Annotated in this window: 16 protein-coding genes and 1 pseudogene; 10 read left to right on the plus strand and 7 right to left on the minus strand. The window is 66.3% G+C overall.

Annotated elements, in window-relative coordinates:
* Positions 1-69 precede the first annotated feature (69 nt).
* Both D2T30_RS10855 and D2T30_RS10860 read right to left on the minus strand, forming a co-directional pair.
* Positions 70-855 (minus strand): heme-dependent oxidative N-demethylase family protein, encoded by a 786-nt coding sequence (locus D2T30_RS10855; protein ID WP_128208886.1) that lies wholly within the window; start codon positions 853-855, stop codon positions 70-72.
* Positions 852-1,289: a DUF6314 family protein gene (locus D2T30_RS10860; RefSeq protein WP_128208887.1), complete on the minus strand. Its 438-nt coding sequence runs from the start codon at positions 1,287-1,289 to the stop codon at positions 852-854. Before D2T30_RS10860 ends, D2T30_RS10855 begins: the two co-directional genes overlap by 4 nt.
* 77 nt (positions 1,290-1,366) lie before the next feature.
* Here D2T30_RS10860 and purB point away from each other — a divergent pair, with 77 nt between their 5' ends.
* From purB to D2T30_RS10885, 7 genes are all read left to right on the plus strand, one after another.
* Positions 1,367-2,671, plus strand: a complete 1,305-nt coding sequence (purB, locus tag D2T30_RS10865) for an adenylosuccinate lyase (protein ID WP_128208888.1) — start codon at positions 1,367-1,369, stop codon at positions 2,669-2,671.
* A 69-nt stretch (positions 2,672-2,740) separates the two neighbouring features.
* Positions 2,741-2,893: a hypothetical protein gene (locus tag D2T30_RS23085; protein WP_164881722.1), complete on the plus strand. Its 153-nt coding sequence runs from the start codon at positions 2,741-2,743 to the stop codon at positions 2,891-2,893.
* Between the two features lie 239 nt (positions 2,894-3,132).
* Positions 3,133-4,125, plus strand: a complete 993-nt coding sequence (locus D2T30_RS10870) for a flagellar motor switch protein FliG (protein WP_128208889.1) — start codon at positions 3,133-3,135, stop codon at positions 4,123-4,125.
* 174 nt (positions 4,126-4,299) lie between these two features.
* A complete protein-coding gene (gene gap, locus D2T30_RS10875; RefSeq protein ID WP_128182520.1) occupies positions 4,300-5,304 on the plus strand; it encodes a type I glyceraldehyde-3-phosphate dehydrogenase in 1,005 nt (334 codons plus the stop codon).
* Between the two features lie 33 nt (positions 5,305-5,337).
* On the plus strand, positions 5,338-5,481 hold the full coding sequence (locus D2T30_RS23090) for a hypothetical protein (RefSeq protein ID WP_164881721.1): 144 nt from the start codon (positions 5,338-5,340) through the stop codon (positions 5,479-5,481).
* 83 nt (positions 5,482-5,564) lie between these two features.
* The gene (gene gap, locus D2T30_RS10880) at positions 5,565-6,566 is read left to right on the plus strand and encodes a type I glyceraldehyde-3-phosphate dehydrogenase (protein ID WP_128182524.1); all 1,002 of its coding nucleotides are present in this window, start codon (positions 5,565-5,567) and stop codon (positions 6,564-6,566) included.
* Between the two features lie 157 nt (positions 6,567-6,723).
* Positions 6,724-8,367, plus strand: a complete 1,644-nt coding sequence (locus D2T30_RS10885; protein WP_128208890.1) for a Na/Pi cotransporter family protein — start codon at positions 6,724-6,726, stop codon at positions 8,365-8,367.
* Positions 8,368-8,426: 59 nt separating this feature from the next.
* Here D2T30_RS10885 and D2T30_RS10890 read toward each other — a convergent pair whose 3' ends face one another.
* From D2T30_RS10890 to D2T30_RS10900, 3 genes are all read right to left on the minus strand, one after another.
* A complete protein-coding gene (locus D2T30_RS10890) occupies positions 8,427-9,686 on the minus strand; it encodes a glycerate kinase type-2 family protein (protein WP_128208891.1) in 1,260 nt (419 codons plus the stop codon).
* Between the two features lie 63 nt (positions 9,687-9,749).
* Positions 9,750-10,244: a pantetheine-phosphate adenylyltransferase gene (gene coaD / locus D2T30_RS10895; RefSeq protein ID WP_128182530.1), complete on the minus strand. Its 495-nt coding sequence runs from the start codon at positions 10,242-10,244 to the stop codon at positions 9,750-9,752.
* 121 nt (positions 10,245-10,365) lie between these two features.
* A complete protein-coding gene (locus D2T30_RS10900) occupies positions 10,366-10,800 on the minus strand; it encodes a CBS domain-containing protein (protein WP_128208892.1) in 435 nt (144 codons plus the stop codon).
* 168 nt (positions 10,801-10,968) lie between these two features.
* Between D2T30_RS10900 and D2T30_RS10905 the strand changes: the two genes are divergently transcribed.
* The 3 genes from D2T30_RS10905 to D2T30_RS10915 all read left to right on the plus strand — a co-directional run bounded on the left by D2T30_RS10905 (position 10,969) and on the right by D2T30_RS10915 (position 13,332).
* Positions 10,969-12,006, plus strand: a complete 1,038-nt coding sequence (locus D2T30_RS10905) for an enoyl-CoA hydratase/isomerase family protein (protein ID WP_128208893.1) — start codon at positions 10,969-10,971, stop codon at positions 12,004-12,006.
* Positions 12,007-12,021: 15 nt separating this feature from the next.
* The gene (mmsB, locus tag D2T30_RS10910; RefSeq protein ID WP_128182536.1) at positions 12,022-12,894 is read left to right on the plus strand and encodes a 3-hydroxyisobutyrate dehydrogenase; all 873 of its coding nucleotides are present in this window, start codon (positions 12,022-12,024) and stop codon (positions 12,892-12,894) included.
* 63 nt (positions 12,895-12,957) lie between these two features.
* The gene (locus tag D2T30_RS10915; RefSeq protein ID WP_128208894.1) at positions 12,958-13,332 is read left to right on the plus strand and encodes a hypothetical protein; all 375 of its coding nucleotides are present in this window, start codon (positions 12,958-12,960) and stop codon (positions 13,330-13,332) included.
* Between the two features lie 36 nt (positions 13,333-13,368).
* Here the strand turns inward: D2T30_RS10915 and uvrA are convergent, their stop codons facing one another.
* Together uvrA and D2T30_RS10925 are read right to left on the minus strand one after the other, a co-directional pair.
* The gene (uvrA, locus tag D2T30_RS10920; RefSeq protein WP_128208895.1) at positions 13,369-16,239 is read right to left on the minus strand and encodes an excinuclease ABC subunit UvrA; all 2,871 of its coding nucleotides are present in this window, start codon (positions 16,237-16,239) and stop codon (positions 13,369-13,371) included.
* Between the two features lie 151 nt (positions 16,240-16,390).
* Positions 16,391-16,839: pseudogene (locus D2T30_RS10925) on the minus strand (dihydrolipoyl dehydrogenase); the annotation flags it as partial.

Raw genomic sequence — 16,839 nt, forward strand, 5'->3', positions numbered from 1 at the left:
ACTCCTCCTCATCCGGTCCTGAGTTATAGGATTCGGCGGCGAAGGCAAGGCTTGCCCTGTCTGCCCCGGTCAGGCGGCGGAGCGGATGGGGAATTCCGCCAGCAGGGCCGCCTGTTCGGGGCTGAGCGCTTCGGGCAGGACCACATAGGTATGGATGGAAAAGGCGACGTAGCGGGTGACGGGCAGGCGCAGCAGAACCTGACGCTCGACCCGGATATAGGGCAGATCGGCGGGGGGATGGCGGCCGTCTGCCTCGGTCCTCGGGTTGAAGAGGGGAGCGTCGGAATGGTGGGCGGTGCCGCGCATCAGCGGACGGCCGGGCTGCACCCCGTCCATCAGGCGCTGCACACGGGCGCCGACATCCTCGGTGTAGATCCTGACGGGGCGGTGGATGCCCATCATCGGGCGACCGAATTTCTCGGCCAATGTCCAGCCCGCCGGAAAGCACAGCACCGCGGCGTCGAGGACATGACCTTCTGGCCCCGCGCGCATCAGGCACAGATCCTCCTGCACGAGCCGGCCGAGCGTGGCGAGCGGATCGGCGGGATCGGGCGTGACCTCGACCCCGTCGGGGCGGCGGATCCCCTGCCCCGTCACGCGAAAGCCAAGCGCCGGGAGCTGTTCCAGAACAAGGGCGTAGAGTTCCCGCACGGCGTCCGCCGCCGCCGGGGCGCAGCCGATCACCCGGTCGCGTTCATGGGCGATCAGATCCTCGCGCAGGGCCATCTGGCCGGCATAGGCATCGTCGACCTCCAGCCATTCTTCTGGCGTGACCGGCACCACGCCCGGCAGGCGGCGGGTGCGCGGATCGGCCCAGGGGGCAAAGGACAGGCGGCTTTGGAGAACATGGCTCATGGCGCGAGATTTTCCGCAAATTCCGCAGCTTGCAAGTGGCTGTAGCGCGAAACCATCCGATAATCCTTGCGCGGGCCGCGCACGCGCCATTCCGCCTGCCATTCGGGCCAGAGGCCGAAGGAATAGCGCACCCGGTAATCGTCCGGGTCGCACCAATGCGCGGCCTCGGGCGCGTCGGGGCGGAAATCGTGAAATGGCCGACCATCGGCGAACAGCACCGCGATCCCGTCGTCCGTCTGGCGCCACAGATAGTCGCGTTCGGCCCGCATCGGCACGGTGCCGGGCAGGTGCATCAGGCCTTCCTCATGGTAGTGCAGCCCCGCGCCATCGGGCCGGAACACCGCCCGTCCGGTGAAATGCGCCGTGCCCGTGGCCTGAAAGATGCGCCGCGAAATCCCCCATTCGCCCTCGAAATCCGCCAGACCAACCCGCATCGCCGCCCCTTTGCCTTGCCCCACGGGCGCGCGCAGTCTAGAAGCGCCCCAAATCCTCCACAACCGAGAGAGACGCCATGATCCCGCGTTATTCCCGCAAAGAGATGGTCGACATCTGGGAACCCGCCACCAAGTTCAAGATCTGGTACGAGATCGAGGCCCATGCCTGCGACGCGCAGGCCGAGCTTGGCGTGATCCCCAAGGCGAATGCGGAGGCGGTGTGGAAGGCGAAGGACGTGGCCTTCGACGTCGCCCGCATCGACGAGATCGAGGCCGTGACCAAGCATGACGTCATCGCCTTCCTCACCCATCTGGCGGAACATATCGGCGCCGACGAGGCGCGCTTCGTCCATCAGGGGATGACCTCTTCGGACGTGCTGGACACCACGCTGAACGTGCAGCTCGTGCGGGCCTCGGACATCCTGCTGGCGGATCTGGACCGGGTGCTGGCGGCGCTGAAGAAGCGCGCCTACGAGCACAAGGACACGGTGCGGATCGGCCGCTCGCACGGCATCCACGCGGAACCCACCACCATGGGCCTGACCTTCGCGCGCTTCTACGCCGAGATGGACCGCAACAGGCGCCGCCTGCAGGCTGCGCGCGAGGAAATCGCCACCGGCGCGATCTCCGGCGCGGTCGGCACCTTCGCCAACATCGATCCCTATGTCGAGGAACATGTCTGCAAGATGATGGGCCTGCGGCCCGAGCCGATCTCGACCCAGGTGATCCCGCGCGACCGGCATGCGATGTTCTTCGCCACGCTCGGCGTCATCGGTTCGTCGATGGAGAATATCGCCATCGAGATCCGCCACATGCAGCGGACCGAGGTGCTGGAGGCGGAGGAATTCTTCTCCCCCGGGCAGAAGGGCTCGTCGGCGATGCCGCACAAGCGCAACCCGGTGCTGTCGGAAAACCTCACCGGCCTTGCGCGGCTGGTGCGGATGTCGGTGATCCCGGCGCTGGAGAATGTGGCGCTCTGGCATGAGCGCGACATTTCGCATTCCTCGGTCGAGCGCGGCATCGGTCCGGATACCACCGTGACGCTGGATTTCGCGCTGAACCGGCTGGCCGGGCTGATCGAGAAGCTGGTGATCTATCCCGAGAACATGCTGAAGAACCTCAACAAGTTCAAGGGGCTGGTGATGTCGCAGCGGGTTCTTCTGGCGCTGACGCAGGCCGGTGTCTCGCGCGAGGATGCCTATCGGCTGGTGCAGCGGAACGCGATGAAGGTCTGGGAAAAGGGCGCCGATTTCAAGACCGAGCTGCTGGCCGATCCCGAGGTGACCGCGGCGCTGAGCCCCGCCGAGATCGAGGAGAAATTCGACCTCGGCTATCACACCAAGCACGTCGACACGATCTTCCGCCGCGTCTTCGGGGAGTGATCGCGAAAGCGTGATGCGGGGATCGCGGCGATTCGTGGTGTCATTTCCCTTTCAGGAAAGGAGACGACCATGAAGACCACGATCCTCGCGTCGCTGGCGCTGACGCTCCTGCCGGCGCTGGCATATGCCAACTGTCCCGTCTCGGAACGGACCGCGATGGCCTGCGAAACCGGCCAGACATGGGATGCGGCAACGCACAGATGCGTTTCGACGTCGAGCTGAGCGCGTGCCTGACGGGGGCTAGGGGGCGCCGCCCCCTCGGCCTGCGGCCTCACCCCCGGGATATTTATGGAAGAATGAAGGCGGGAAGGCCGTTTCGCGGTTCTTGAGGGTTTGCGATAACTGGCTCTTAACGTGCTGCTGACACCCTGCACCCGGCGGAATCATTCGCCGCAGGAAGGGGTGCAGTCTTGGCGCAGACACAACCGAACGCGACCATCAGAAGCGGCGGAATCCGCCCGATGCTCACGCCGCGGCAGAAGGCCGCGGTGATCGTGCGGCTACTGAACGCCGAGGGGATGACCCTGCCCTTGCAGGAGCTGAGCGATGAACAGCAGACGCTGCTGACCGGGCAGATCGCGCAGATGCGCCCGATCGACCGCGACACGCTGAACGAGATCATCGAGGAATTCTGCACCCAGCTCGAATCGATCGGCCTGACCTTTCCCAAGGGGCTGGACGGGGCGCTGACGCTGCTGGACGGGCAATTGTCCACCACCGCCGCAAGCCGCCTGCGCCGGATGATCTCCAACAGCGCGAACAGCGACCCCTGGCAGCGGATCGCCGGGCTTGCGCCCGAGGTGCTGGAGCCCGCCATTCTGGAGGAAAGCCCCGAGGTGGCGGCCGTGATCCTGTCGAAACTGCCGGTGCCTACGGCGGCCGAGATTCTGGGCAAACTGCCGGGCGAAAAGGCGCGGCGCATCGCCTATGCGGTGTCGCTGACGGGGAATGTCGCGCCCGAGGTCGTCCAGCGGATCGGCATGGTGCTGGCGCAGCAGCTCGATGTGGTGGCGGCGAAGGCGTTCACCTCCGGGCCGGTGGAACGGGTCGGCGCGATCCTCAACCAGTCGCCCTCGCGGGTGCGCGATTCGGTGATCGAGGGGCTGGAGGAGGAGGACAGGCAGTTCGCCGAACAGGTCCGGAAAGCGATCTTCACCTTCGCGCTGATCCCGCAGCGGATCGAGGCGCGCGACGTGCCGAAGATCCTGCGCGGGCTGGACCAGAAGGTGATTCTCACCGCGCTCGCATCGGCGACCGGGCCGGATGCGGCGGCGGCGGAATTCATCTTTGCGAACATCTCGCAACGTCTCGCCGCCACCCTGCGCGAAGAGATGGAGCAGCTTGGCAAGATCCGAGAAAGCGAAGGCGAGGCGGCCCGGGCACAGGTCGTTGCCGCGGCCCGCGATCTGGAGGCGGCGGGCGAGCTGGCCTTTGTCGCGCCCGAGGATGAATGACCCGGTGCCGGTTTTTTCCACCCATCGCAGCCAATGTTAACGCAACCAGTCGATGTTTCCGCTATCACCCTGAAATCGTGTGTTTTCCTGTATTGAATACCGTGGTATTCGCGCATCAAATCCTCCGGGAGATTGACGCGCGGTGTCTGCGCACCGCCCAGACAGGAGAGCCAAATGACCGTCACCATCGGCATCAACGGTTTCGGACGTATCGGGCGCTGCACGCTGTCCCATATCGCCGAGGCGGCGCGCAACGACGTTCAGGTTGTCAAGATCAACGCCACCGGCCCGATCGAAACCAACGCCCATCTGCTGAAATACGATTCGGTCCACGGCCGCTTTGGCGGGCCGATCACGGTCGAGGGCAAGACGCTCGACCTCGGCCAAGGCCCGATCGAGGTCATGTCGACCTACAATCCCGAAGATCTGGACTGGGAGGGCGTCGATGTCGTCCTCGAATGCACCGGCAAGTTCAACTCGAAGGACAAGGCCTCGGTCCACCTTGGCCGCGGGGCCAAGCGGGTTCTGGTCTCCGCCCCGGCGACCGGCGTCGACAAGACCGTGGTCTATGGCGTCAACCACCGCGAACTGCGGGCCGAACATCTGGTCGTCTCGAACGGCTCCTGCACGACGAACTGCCTCGCCCCGCTCGCCAAGGTGCTGAACGACACGGTCGGCATAGAATCGGGCATCATGACCACGATCCACAGCTACACCGGCGACCAGCCGACGCTCGACCGCCGCCACAAGGACCTGTATCGCGCCCGCGCCGCCGCGCTGGCGATGATCCCGACCTCGACCGGCGCCGCCAAGGCGATTGGCGAGGTTCTGCCGGAACTGGCCGGGCGGCTCGACGGCAGCTCGATCCGGGTGCCGACGCCCAATGTTTCGGCGGTGGACCTGACCTTCATCGCCTCGAAATCGGTTACCCGCGACGAGATCAACGAGATCATGCGCGAAGCGGCACAGGGCCATATGGGCGCGGTGCTGGGCTATGATCCGGAGCCGAAGGTCTCGATCGACTTCAACCACACCACGCAATCCTCGATCTTCGCCCCCGACCAGACCAAGGTCACCGGCGGCAGGCTGGTGCGGGTGCTGTCGTGGTATGACAACGAATGGGGCTTCTCCTGCCGGATGGCGGATGTGGCCGGCGCGATCGGGCGTCTGCTGCACTGACCTCCTCGGGGCGTGCCCGGAGCGGGGAAACGGATGACCAATCCGGTCGCCATCGGGCTCGCCCTGTTGCTTTTGCTCGCACTTGCCCTCGACGGGCTGGCGAACCACTGGGCTGCGACACTTTTTCTGGCCATCAAGGTCACCGAACTCATCGATTGGGTGGCGTTCTGGCGTTGACTGCGGCACTCTGCCCTTGACCTTTCGCGGCGCTCGGCGATGTTAGCGCTAACTGCGAAAGGGTCGCGGAAAAGGAGGCGAGGATGACGGTGAAGGTGGCAATCAACGGCTTCGGCAGGATCGGGCGCAACGTTCTGCGCGCGATCATCGAAGGCGGACGGACGGATATCGAGGTCGTGGCGATCAACGACCTTGGCCCGGTGGAAACGAACGCCCATCTGCTGCGGTTCGATTCCGTTCACGGACGCTTCCCCGGCGAGGTGACTACCGGCGAGGACTGGATCGACGCAGGGCGAGGCCCGATGCAGGTGACCGCGCTGCGCGATCCGGCGGAGCTGCCGTGGTCGGACATCGACGTGGTGCTGGAATGCACCGGCAAGTTCAACTCGAAGGAAAAATGCGAGGCGCATCTGCAGAATGGTGCGAAGCGGGTGCTGATCTCGGCCCCCGGCGCCGGGGCGGACAAGACCATCGTCTTCGGCGTGAACGACAAGACCCTGACGAAGGATGATCTTGTCGTCTCGAATGCCTCCTGCACGACGAACTGCCTTGCCCCGGTAGCGAAGGTGCTGAATGACGCGATCGGCATCCAGAAGGGCTTCATGACCACGATCCACAGCTATACGGGCGATCAGCCGACGCTCGACACGCTGCACAAGGATCTGTATCGCGCGCGCGCCGCGGCGCTGAGCATGATCCCCACCTCGACCGGGGCGGCGAAGGCCGTGGGGCTGGTGCTGCCGGAATTGCAGGGCAAGCTTGACGGCGTGGCGATCCGGGTACCGACGCCGAATGTCTCCGCCGTCGATCTGGTGTTCGACGCGCAGCGCCCCACCACGGTCGAAGAGGTGAACGAAGCCATCCGCGCCGCCGCCGATGGCCCGATGAAGGGCATTCTGGGTTATACGACCTACAAGAACGTCTCGATGGACTTCAACCACGACAGCCATTCCTCGGTCTTCCATCTGGACCAGACCAAGGTGCTGGAAGGCTCGATGGTGCGCATCCTGTCGTGGTATGACAACGAATGGGGCTTCTCCTGCCGGATGGCCGATACCGCCGTCGCGATGGGCAAGCTGATCTGACCCGCCGGGGAACGCCGCCGCGTGGGCGTTTCCCGGGCGTTTGCCGGTTTCATGGGCCGTTCGCCGCCGGACGCCCTTGACCCTGTGTGGAATACACCAAATTGTAACGGACAGATGACAGTTTGACGTATCTCCAGCCCTGAGGGGTCGCTCCGCCGTGCAGTCCATCCTCGTCTTCCTGCAGATGGCCGGCGCCGTGGCGCTGCTGCTGTTCGGCCTGCGTCTGGTGCGCGAGGGCGTGACGGAGGCGTTCGGCATGCGGCTGCGGATGATTCTGGGCCGGGGCACGAAATCTGGCATCAAGGCTTTCTGTTCCGGTCTGGTGGCGACGCTCGGGCTGCAAAGCTCCACCGCAACGGCGCTGATGACGGCATCTTTTGTCGAGCGGGAGATGATTCTCCCCCGGATGGCGCAGATCGTCCTATTGGGCGCGAATGTCGGCACGGCGCTGACGGCGGTTCTGGTGGCGGCGGGGATGCAGGTGCTGGCGCCGGTGCTGATTCTGGTGGGCTATCTGACGGGGCGGCGCAAGGGCCCGGCGTGGAGCGGCGGCGGGCGGGCGCTGATCGGGCTCGGGCTGATGCTGCTGTCGCTGGGGCTCCTGGACATCGCGACCGAGCCGTTGCGCGATGCGCCGGCGCTGGCCGCCTTTCTGTCGCTGCTGGATGGCGCCTGGCCCGTCGCTGCGGCGGTCGCCGCGGTGCTGGCGGTGATCTGTTCCTCGTCCCTCGCGGTGGTGATGCTGGTGCTGAGCCTGTCGCTGCCGCCGGATCTGGCGGTGGCGATGGTGCTGGGCGCGAATGTCGGCGGGGCGGTGACGCCGGTGCTGGCGACGGCGGCGGCCGGGGTCGCGGCGCGGCGGGTGGCGGTCGGCAACCTGCTCGTCCGCGCGATCGGGGTGCTGGTCGCCCTGCCCTTCTGCGCCCCCATCGGTGCGGCGATGACGGCCCTGCCGCTGCGCACCGGGCTCGCCGTGGAATTCCATCTGCTCTTCAATCTGGCGCTGGCGGTGCTGGTCTGGCCCTTTGTCGGCCGCCTCGCCGCCTTCATCGCGCGGATGCTGCCGGAACAGGAAACGCCCGGAGAGATCCGCCCGCAATGGCTGGACGACTCCGCGCTGGAAACACCCACCGTCGCGCTGGCGGGCGCAAGCCGCGAGGCGCTTGCCATCGGCGATCTGGTGGAACGGATGATGCAGCAGACGCAGATCGCCTTCCAGAAGAACGACGCCGCGCCGCTGGCCGAGGTCGGCCAGCTCGAAGAGCGTGTCGACCGGCTGCAGCAGGAGGTGAAGGCTTACCTCTCGCGCCTCGGCCGCGCCGCGGATGATGAAGACCGCCGCCGCGCCATCGTCATCCTCGATTATGTCATCAACCTCGAGCATATCGGCGACATCATCGACAAGGGCCTCGCCCCCGAGGTGCGCAAGAAGGTCGGCCTGCGGCTGCGCTTTTCCGACGAAGGCTATGCCGAGCTGAACACCATGTTCCTGATGACGCTGGAAAATCTGCGCGTCGGGCAGACGATCTTCATGACCCGGGACCGCACGCTGGCGCGCCGGATGATGGAGGTGAAGGTCGACATCCGCAAGCTCGAACGCCTGTCGTCGCAGCGCCATCTGATGCGGCTGCGCGAGGGGCATTCGGAAAGCCAGCAGACCTCGTCGCTGCATCTGGACATGCTGCGCGACTTGAAACGGGTCAACGCCCATATCGTGTCGGTCGCGCATCCGATTCTGGATGAGGAAGGGCTGCTGATCGAAAGCCGCCTGAAGAAGGCGCCGCAGCCCGCCCCGACCTGACGGGTTCACCCGCGTGTTGCAAAAGCCCTGCGCCCGGGGGTGCAGGGCTTCTGTCTGGATCAGCGGATCAGGATCGCGCGGAAATCGTTGACATTGGTGCCGGTCGGCCCCGGGGCGAACAAATCCCCCAGCCGCTCGAAGGCGGTATAGGCGTCGTTGTCGGCCAGCAGCGCCAGCGGATCCGATCCCGCCTCGCGCAGCCGCGCCATCGCCGCGCCATCGGTGAAGGCCCCGGCATTGCTTTCGCTGCCGTCGATCCCGTCGGTATCGGCGGCCAGCGCCGCGAAGGGCAGCCCTTCGGATGCCAGTGCTAGCGACAGCAGGAATTCGCTGTTGCGCCCGCCCCGCCCCTCGCCGCGCAGGGTCACGGTGGTTTCGCCGCCCGAAAGGATCACCACCGGCGCCTCGAAAGGCCGCGAGCGGGTCGCCACCTCGCGCGCGATGGCGGCGTGCATGCGGGCGATCTCGCGCGCCTCGCCCTCGATCGCGTCGGACAGGATCACCGCGGGAATCCCCGCCGCCTCGGCCCGCGCCGCCGCCGCTTCGAGCGAGATCCCCGCCGAGGCGATCACCCGCACCTCATTGCGCGCGAAAACCGGATCGGCGGCATCGGGCGGCAGGCCCGCGTCCCCGGCCAGCCAGTCCGCCACCTTCGGCGGCAGCTCGATGCGCCAGTTGCGCACCAGCGTCCGCGCCTGTTCGCGGCTGAGCGTCCCCGGCACCGTCGGACCCGAGGCCACCTGCGAGGGATCGTCCCCCGGCACGTCCGACACGATCAGCGACACCACCCGCGCGGGCGCCGCCGCCTGCGCCAGCCGCCCGGCCTTGATGTCCGACACCTGCGCGCGGATCGCGTTCATCACCGAAATCGGCGCGCCCGAGGCCAGAAGCGCCCGGTTCAGATCCTGTTCATCCGCCAGCGTCAGATCGCCGGGCGGCGCCGGCAGCAGGGCCGAGCCCCCGCCGCAGACCAGCGCGATGACCAGATCATCCTCGGTCAGCCCGGACACCGCCTCCAGCAGCGCGGCCGAGGCGGCAAGCCCCGGTTCGTCCGGCACGGGATGCGCGGCCTCCATCACCCGGATATGTTCCGTTTCGCAGCCATAGCCGTAGCGCGTCACGACGACGCCGGACACCGGCCCCTGCCACAGCCCCTCGAACGCGGCGGCGAGCTGCGCCGCCCCCTTGCCCGCGCCAACGACGACGGTGCGCCCGCGCGGCCGTTCCGGCAGATGCGCCGCCAGCGCCGCCTGCGGATCCGCGGCCTGCACCGCCGCATCGAAAAGCCCCGTCAGAAACGCGCGATCTTCGCTGTTCATTCCATCTTCCTCCCATCCGGTCCGCGCAGATTGCCGCCCCTTCCGGCAGCCTGCAAGAGCGCCCTACCGCCCCAGCCGCTCGCGCAGCTTTTCAGCCACCGCCGCGGGCACGAAATTCGTCACATCGCCGTCGAGCCGGGCGATCTCCTTCACCAGCTTCGAGGCGATCGCCTGCCGCCGCACATCCGCCATCAGGAAGGCCGTCTCGATCTTGGCGTCCAGCGCGCGGTTCATCCCCACCATCTGGAATTCATATTCGAAATCCGCCACCGCGCGCAGGCCGCGGATGATGACATTCGCCCCCACGTCCTGGGCGCAATGGATCAGCAGGTTCTCGAACGGATGCACGACGATCTCGCAGCCAGGGGGGATGCTCAGGCAGGCGCATTCCGCCTCGATCATCTCGACCCGTTCCTCGAGCGAGAACAGCGGCCCCTTGTCGCGGTTGATCGCCACGCCGATCACCAGCCGGTCGACAAGCGCCGTCGCCCGATGGATGATGTCCATATGCCCGAGCGTCACCGGATCGAATGTTCCTGGGTAAAGTCCGATGCGCATCGGGTTGGTCCTCCTCAGTCATCCCGCAATGGCGCGGATGGGCGCACGCAACAATATCGCGCGCGCTTTTGCAAGCGCCGAGCGTCGGCGGCGGCGCAGTTCGGCGCGCCGCCATGCGGGATCAGGTCCCCATGATCATCCCGGTCAGGGCTTCCTTTTCCATGTGCAGCGCCTCGAGCCGCGCCTTGACCGCATCCCCGATCGAGATCAGGCCGACCATCTCCCCTTCCTCGATCACCGGCAGGTGGCGGAAGCGGCCGGCGGTCATGCGTTCCAGAACGTCCTCGATCGTGTCGGTACGGGTGCAGGACACGATCTTGCGCGTCATGATCGCATCGACCGTCAGCTCCAGCGCCGCCGCGCCCTGCCGGCCCACCTCGCGCACGATGTCGCGTTCCGACAGCATGCCGTCGGCATGCCGGTCCGCGCCCGAAACGACAACCGCCCCGATCCGCTTTTCCGACAGAAGCCGCGCCGCGGCGGTGATCGTCATTTCGGGCGGCACGGTGATGACGCTGGCATCGCCCTTGCTTTTCAGTATCTGAAGAACTTGCATATCATCCTCCCCCAATGATGTCCGGTCAGCGTCACAAGCATGTGCAGTTCTGTCAAGCGGCGTGGGCCAAGGCGGTTGTGGCGGGGGCCGTCCCGCGGCTAATCTCGGCCGACTGACTTCGGGGAAGGCGACATGCCCATCCCCGAAGCGAAACCAAAGGAGGAGAGAATGACCGAAACCTGGATGTCCGCCCGCAAGGTCGGGCGCGCGGGCTGGCTGACCTTCACCCGGCCGCAGGCGCTGAACGCGCTCGACGGCGGGATGGCGGCGGTCGTGGTGCAGGCGCTGCGGGACTGGCGCAACGATCCCGAGGTCGATCTGGTGATGATCGACGCCGAGGGCCCGCGTGCCTTTTGCGCCGGGGGCGACATCGCGGCGGTCTGGCACGCCGCCCGGCGCGGCGATTTCCGCACCGGCGCGGAGTTCTTTCGCGACGAATACCGGATGAACGCGCTGATCGCGGAATATCCAAAGCCGGTCATCGCCTTCATGCAGGGGTTCACCATGGGCGGCGGGGTCGGCGTCGGCGGCCATGCGCGCCACCGGATCGTCGGCGAAACCACCAAGATCGCGATGCCGGAAACCGGGATCGGGCTGGTCCCCGACGTGGGCGGGACGCTGATCCTTGCACGCGCGCCGGGGCGCATCGGCGAATATCTGGGCGTGACCGGCAGCCGGATCGAGGCGGCGGATGCGCTGCTTGCGGGCTTCGCGGATCTGTATATCCCCGAGGCGGAATGGCCATCGCTCAAGGCGCGGCTGGCGGAAACCGGCGATCCCGGCGTGCTGCCCTCGGGCCATGTCCCGCCGCCCGGCCGCCTTGCCGACCTGCAGGCCGAGATCGACCGGATCTTTGCCCTGCCCGACATGCGCGCGATCATCGACGCGCTGGAAGCGACCGGAACCGCTTTCGCCGCCGAGACGCTGGCCGTCCTGCGCCGCAACTGCGCACTGTCCGAAGAGGCGACCTTGCGGCTGGTGCGGATGACCCGCGAAACGCCGACGATCCGCGATGCGCTGTCGAACGAATTCCGCTTCACCCTGCGGGCGGCGAAACGCGGCGAGTTCATCGAGGGCGTGCGCGCCCAGTTGATCGAAAAGGACCGGAACCCGAACTGGACCTGGACGCTTGATACCCTGCCCGCGGCGAAACCGGACGAGATGCTCGCCCCCCTGCCTGCGGAGTGGCGCATCGATTTCATATGAACGGGTGAGGACAGCATGAAGATCGCATTCATCGGTCTTGGCGGCATGGGCGCGCGGATGGCCGCCAATCTGGTGGAGGCCGGCCATCAGGTCACCGGCTACGACCCCGAGGCCCCGGCTCCCGAGGGCGTCACCGCCGCCGCAAGCGCGCCGGAGGCGGTCGAGGGCGCGGATGTGGTCATGACCATGCTGCCCGATGCGCAGGGGCTGCGCGTCACCGCGGCGACGGTGATCCCGGCGATGCGCGAAGGGGCGGTGCTGTGCGATTGCTCGACCGTCGATGTCGACACCGCCCGCGCGATCGCGGCCGAGGCGCTGGCGGCGGGGCTTCATCCCGTCGATGCGCCCTTTTCCGGCGGACGGATCGGGGCCGAGGAAGGGCGGCTGTTCTTCATGGTCGGCGGCACGGACGAGGCGGTCACCCGGGTCATGCCGCTTCTGGACATTCTCGGCCAGAGGGTGGTCCATTGCGGCGGATCGGGCACCGGGCAGGCGGCGAAGCTGATCAACAACATGATGCTGGGCGTCGGCATGATCGCCACCTGCGAGGCTTTTGCACTGGCAGACAAGCTCGATCTCGACCGGCAGAAGATGTATGAGGTGGTGTCCAATTCCTCGGGGCGGAACTGGTCGCTGGAGGCCTATTGTCCGGCCCCGGGCGTTGGCCCGAAGACGCCGGCCGACAATGGCTACCTGCCCGGATTTTCATCGGAATTCATGCTGGGCGATCTGCGGATGGCGCAGCTTTCGGCGCAAAGCGCCGATGCCGACACGCCGATGGCCGCGCTGGCGACCGAGCTTTACGCCCGTTTCGTCGAGGAGGAAGGCGGCGCGGGCAAGGATTTCTCCGCCATGCTGCCGCGGTTCGAAAAACGCGGCCACGCCTGACACCGCCGCGATGGAAACGCCGGCACCCGGCGTATAATCCGCACCATCGCAAGGAGAGCAGTCATGCGAATGAAGAACGCCATCCTGATCGCCGCGACCACGGCCTTCACGCTCGGCCTCGCCGCGCCCGCCGTCATGGCGCAGCAGCCGGGACCGCAGCAGAAGCCCGTCGCGGCTGTCGGATGCCAGCAGGGGCAGAAGCAACCCTGCGCCAAACAAGTCGCCGCCAAACCCGCGCCCCAGACGGCGCAGACGGCGCCGCGCATCGGCGATTCCGCGCGCAAGGCGCCGCCTTTGCAGCAGGCAAGGAACAGCCGCCTTCCAGCCCCGCCGAAGAACCAGCATTACCGCGTTCTCGATGACCGCGTGGTGCGGGTCGACGACAAGACGATGAAGGTCGTCGCCGTCATCGGCATGGTGAAAGACATCCTGAAATGACCGGAGGCCCGCCGGTTCGCCCGCCCGGCGGGCACCCTATTCCGCGGCCAGACTGATGCCCAGAAGCGGCGCCAGATACCGCCCGGTGTGGCTGTGCGGATCGACGGCGACCTGTTCGGGCGTGCCCTCGGCCACGATCCGGCCACCACCCTCGCCCCCCTCGGGACCGATGTCGATGATCCAGTCGGCGGTCTTGATGACGTCGAGGTTGTGCTCGATCACCACCACCGTATTGCCCTGATCGACCAGCGCATGTAGCACCTCAAGGAGTTTCCGCACATCCTCGAAATGCAGCCCCGTCGTGGGCTCGTCGAGGATGTAGAGCGTGCGCCCCGTGGCCCGGCGGCTGAGTTCCTTGGACAGCTTCACCCGCTGCGCCTCGCCGCCTGACAGCGTGGTGGCCTGCTGGCCGACCTTGATGTAGCCCAAGCCCACCTCGACCAGCGCATCCATCTTTTCGCGGATCGACGGGACGGCCTTGAAGAAGGCCTGCGCATCCTCAACCGTCATCTCAAGAACGTCGGATATGCTCTTGTCCTTGAACTTGATTTCCAGCGTTTCCCGATTGTAGCGCTTGCCCTTGCAGGTCTCGCATTCGACGTAAACGTCGGGCAGGAAGTGCATCTCGATCTTGATGACGCCATCGCCCTGACAGGCCTCGCAGCGGCCGCCCTTGACGTTGAAGCTGAACCGGCCGGGCTTGTAGCCGCGGGCCTGCGCCTCGGGCAGACCTGCGAACCAGTCGCGGATCGGGCCGAAGGCGCCGGTATAGGTCGCAGGGTTCGAGCGCGGCGTGCGCCCGATCGGCCGCTGGTCGATGTCGATCACCTTGTCCAGATGCTCGAAGCCCTTGATCGTCTCGCAGGGCGCCGGGGTCTCATGCGCGCCGTTCAGCCGCATCGCCGCATTCTTGAACAGCGTCTCGATCGTCAGGGTGGACTTGCCGCCCCCCGAAACGCCGGTAACGCAGACGAATTTGCCCAACGGGAACTCGGCGGTGACGTTCTTGAGGTTGTTGCCCGAGGCCTTGACCACCGTCAGCTTCTTGCCATTGCCCTTGCGGCGCACCTTCGGCACCTCGATCCGCCGGGTGCCGGCCAGATACTGCCCGGTGAGCGAGGCGGGATCCCGCGCGATTTCCTCGGGCGTGCCCTTGGCGATGACCTTGCCGCCATGCACCCCGGCCCCCGGCCCGATATCCACGACGAAATCGGCGTGGCGGATCGCATCCTCGTCATGCTCCACGACCAGCACGGTATTGCCCTGATCGCGCAGGTTCTTGAGCGTCAGAAGCAGCCGGTCATTGTCGCGCTGATGCAGCCCGATGGAGGGTTCATCGAGCACGTAAAGCACGCCGGTCAGCCCCGAGCCGATCTGGCTCGCCAGCCGGATCCGCTGACTTTCACCGCCCGACAAGGTGCCCGCCGCCCGCGACAGGGTCAGATAGTCCAGACCGACATTCACAAGGAATCCAAGACGTTCGCGGATTTCCTTCAGAATCGATCTTGCGATTTCGTTCTTCTGTTGCGTCAGTTGCCCCGGCACCGTGGCGACCCAGGCATAGGCATCCTTGATCGACATCTCGACCACCTGGCCGATATGCAGCCCGGCGATCTTGACCGCCAGCGCCTCGGGCCGCAGGCGGTAGCCGTGGCAGGCGCCGCAGGGGCGGTTGTTCTGATACCGCTCCATCTCCTCGCGCGACCAGGCGGATTCGGTTTCGCGGTAGCGGCGTTCCATGTTGGGGATCACGCCTTCAAAGGTGCGGCTGACCTGATAGACGCGGCCGCCCTCGTCAAAGCGGAAGGGGATCTCTTCCTTGCCGGAACCATAAAGGAACAGGTTCTGCACCTTCTCGGGCAGATCCTTCCACGCGGCGCGCTTGTCGAATTTGTAATGCTTCGCCAGCGCCTCGATCGTCTGGGTGAAATAGGGGCTTTTCGATTTCGCCCAGGGCGCGATGGCCCCCGCCGCGATGCTCAGCGACTGGTCCGGCACCACGAGACGCGCATCGAAGAACAGCTCCACCCCCAGCCCGTCGCAGACCGGACAGGCCCCGAAGGGCGCGTTGAAGGAGAACAGCCGCGGTTCGATTTCCGGGATGGTGAAGCCGCTGACCGGGCAGGCGAATTTTTCCGAGAATGTGACGCGGGCGGGTTCGGCATCCTCGGGCGCGTCGGCGGGCAAAGCCTCTTCAAAGAAGGCGATCCCGTCGGCGAGGTCCAGCGCCGTGCGGAAGCTGTCCGCCAGCCGCGTTTCCAGCCCCTCGCGCACCACGATCCGGTCCACCACCACGTCGATATTGTGGCGGAACTTCTTGTCGAGGGTGGGTGGTTCCTCAAGATCGTAGAACTGGCCGTTGACCTTGACCCGCTGGAACCCGGCCTTGCGCCATTCAAGGAATTCCTTGCGGTATTCTCCCTTGCGGTCGCGCACCACGGGGGCCAGCAGATAGCCGCGCGTGCCCTCGGGCATGGCCATGACGCGGTCGACCATGTCCTGAACCTGTTGCGCCTCGATCGGCAGGCCGGTGGCGGGGCTGTAGGGCGTGCCCGCGCGGGCGAACAGAAGGCGCAGGTAGTCGTAGATCTCGGTCACCGTGCCGACGGTGGAGCGGGGGTTTTTCGAGGTGGTCTTCTGCTCGATGGAAATCGCCGGGGAAAGCCCCGAGATATGATCCACATCGGGCTTGCCCATCATGTCGAGGAACTGCCGCGCATAGGCCGACAGGCTTTCGACATAGCGCCGCTGGCCTTCCGCATAGATCGTGTCGAAGGCGAGGCTGGATTTCCCTGACCCCGACAGGCCCGTGATCACCGTGAACTTGTCGCGCGGAATATCGAGGTCGATGTTCTTGAGATTGTGTTCGCGCGCACCGCGGATTTCGATGAATTTCTGCTCGGCCATGACTGTCCCCGGTTAACCCTTCCCTAGATAGGGGACCGGAGGCGAGTCTCCAATAAAATAATACGAACGGAAAGAGAACATTTTCACACCCTGCGCGGGTGGACCGGGGCCGCGCCCGCTTTTTCAGCGCGGCACGGCCCCGGGAGCGCGATCAGAAATGGATGGCGCGGCCGTAGGCGTCGAGGACGGATTCGTGCATGGCTTCCGAAAGCGTCGGATGCGGGAAGACGGTTTCGATCAGCTCCGCCTCGGTCGTTTCCAGCGTGCGGCCGATGATGTAGCCCTGGATCAGCTCGGTCACCTCGGCGCCGACCATGTGGGCGCCCAGAAGCTCGCCGGTTTTCGCGTCGAACACCGTCTTGATCAGCCCCTCGGGTTCGCCAAGCGCGATCGCCTTGCCGTTGCCGATGAAGGGGAAGCGGCCCACCTTGATCTCATATCCCGCGGCCTTGGCCTTTTCCTCGGTCAGACCGACCGAGGCGACCTGCGGGCTGCAATAGGTGCAGCCGGCGATGGCGCCCGGCTTGATCGGATGCGGATGGCCGCCCGCGATCAGTTCCGCCACCATGACGCCCTCGTGGCTGGCCTTGTGCGCAAGCC

The sequence above is a fragment of the Paenirhodobacter populi genome (genome assembly GCF_004022215.1).
Classification (GTDB): Bacteria; Pseudomonadota; Alphaproteobacteria; order Rhodobacterales; family Rhodobacteraceae; genus Rhodobacter; species Rhodobacter populi.